At 74.6% G+C, this 2,095-nt stretch carries 1 protein-coding gene; it reads left to right on the top strand.

Translation table 11 applies throughout. The features are described from left to right. Nucleotides 1-477: 477 nt before the first annotated feature. Complete coding sequence (locus L1885_RS27575) at nt 478-1,974, top strand: glycoside hydrolase family 76 protein (RefSeq protein ID WP_372482047.1); 1,497 nt, start codon at nt 478-480, stop codon at nt 1,972-1,974. Nucleotides 1,975-2,095 lie beyond the last annotated feature (121 nt).

Here is a 2,095-nt window from a genome sequence, read left to right as displayed (position 1 = left end):
CGAGCACGGCCCGCCGGGCGGGGCCGGGGTGCCCGGGCGCCACGGGCCCGCCGGACGCGGTCGGTTCGGGGTCGGGCCGGCCGGCTGAGGGGGTGTCGTCGTGCTGCCTCGGGGTCATGGTTTCGCGGCCTCTCGCACGGAGGGAAACGGGCATGAAACGTTTCAAATGCCAAGGTCAAGCGTGACGGTATACCGGCGGCCGACGGCTGTACAGAGTGCGGACGCCCCGCGCCGGGCCCCTGCCCGAACCGGCGGCCCGCCCCGCGCCGCGGTCGGACGCGGTCCCGGCCGGACCCGCACTCTTGACGTGTCCGCGCCGTAGCGCTCCCCTGGGGAGTGGCCGTGCCGCGTGCCCGGCGCGCGCCTCCCCCACACGAACGGCCGTGCGCCGCGCGGCCGGAGAGGACCACCGTGCTCCCCACGTCCGTACGGGCCGCGGTCAGCCGCGGCAGACAGCTGACGCTCCCCGGCACCTGGGTGCTCGCCCTGTGCCTGTGCCTGCTCGCGGCCGCCGCGCCCCGGGCCTCCGCGGCTCCCTCACCTGCCCCGGACCGGGGCAGGACGCACGCGGGGGCCGCCGCCACCGCCGGGACCGCGGCCTCGGCCGCGATCTGCGACCTCTACTGCGACACCCGCGACCCCGCCGTCGCCGTCGGCCCGCGCACGGCCGCCACCGCGACCGTGCACGGCCGGGCGATCACGCTCGTGCTGTCGGACAACGATGTCATGGGGTTCGCGAACATCGCCGGCGGCGGCCAGGGCGACGAGGTCTGGCTCGACCGCTCCTTCGACGGCGGCCGGACCTGGGCGTCCGGCAGCAAGCTCGGCGACACCAGGACGCCCGCGGGCGCCACCGGCTGGCGCACGCTCATGTACAACGTGGACGACTGGGCGAACACCGGCGTGGGCGCCCTGCGCGCCTGCGGCCAGGCGTCCGGGCAGCCGGAGATCGCGTGCACCTCGTGGGCGCGGGTGAACCGCAACGCGGCCACCCCGAGCACCGCCGCCGCCACGGCGCTGATGATGCTCTACGACAAGAAGACCGGCCTGTTCGAGTCCAACGGCTGGTGGACCGGTGCCAACGCGCTCACCGCGATCATCGACAACATCCGGATCAGCGGCATGGGCAGCTACGCGTACGCGGTCCCCACGACGTACGACCTCAACAAGAACGCCCAGGGCGGCAACTTCACCAACAACTTCCTGGACGACACCGGCTGGTGGGGCATGGCGTGGGTCGACGCGTACGACCTCACGGGCGACTCCCGCTACCTCGACACCGCGCGCGCCGACGCCGACCACATGAACGCGTACTGGGACACCGGCTCCTGCGGCGGCGGCGTGTGGTGGAGCTCCGACACCGACAAGCGCTACAAGAACGCGGTCACCAACGAGCTGTACCTGGAGCTCAACGCCGCGCTGCACAACCGCATCCCGGGTGACACCGCCTACCTCGCCAGGGCCCGGGCCGAGTGGTCCTGGTTCGGCTCCAGCGGCATGATCAACGGCTCCCACCTGATCGCCGACGGCCTCACGAGCACCTGCGCCCCCACCGGCCAGACGTACACGTACAACCAGGGCGTCGTCCTCGGCGCCCTGACCGAGCTGCACCGCGCTACCGGCGACAACTCCCTGCTGGACACGGCGAGGACGCTCGCGAACGCCTCCACCGCGTCGAGCGCCCTCAACCCCTCGGGCGTCCTGTCCGACATCGGCGAGGCGAGCGACTGCGCGTCGGACGGCGCCACGTTCAAGGGCCCGTACGTGCGCGGGCTCGCGGCCCTCGACGCGGCCCTGTCCGACCACCCCTACAGCGCCTACCTGGACCGCCAGGCGGACGCGGCCCGCGCGCACGACCGCAACGGGCTCGACCAGTACGGCCCGCACTGGAACGGCCCGTTCACGCTGCCCTCGACGGGCCACGGCTGCCAGCAGGCGGCGCTCTCGGTCCTGAACGCGGCGCAGCAGGACTGACGGGCGGGGCGGCGTACCGGGGCCGGCCCGAGACCGGGGCGCGTCCGAACGGAGCGGGCGCGCCGAGCGCCTCCCGGGCGGGCGCCGCCCTCACCGCCGTGCCGGGGCGGCGCCCCTCACC

This window comes from Streptomyces fuscigenes (assembly GCF_021556455.1).
Classification (GTDB): domain Bacteria; phylum Actinomycetota; class Actinomycetes; order Streptomycetales; family Streptomycetaceae; genus Streptomyces; species Streptomyces fuscigenes.
This window is presented reverse-complemented; position numbering and strand designations above follow the sequence as displayed.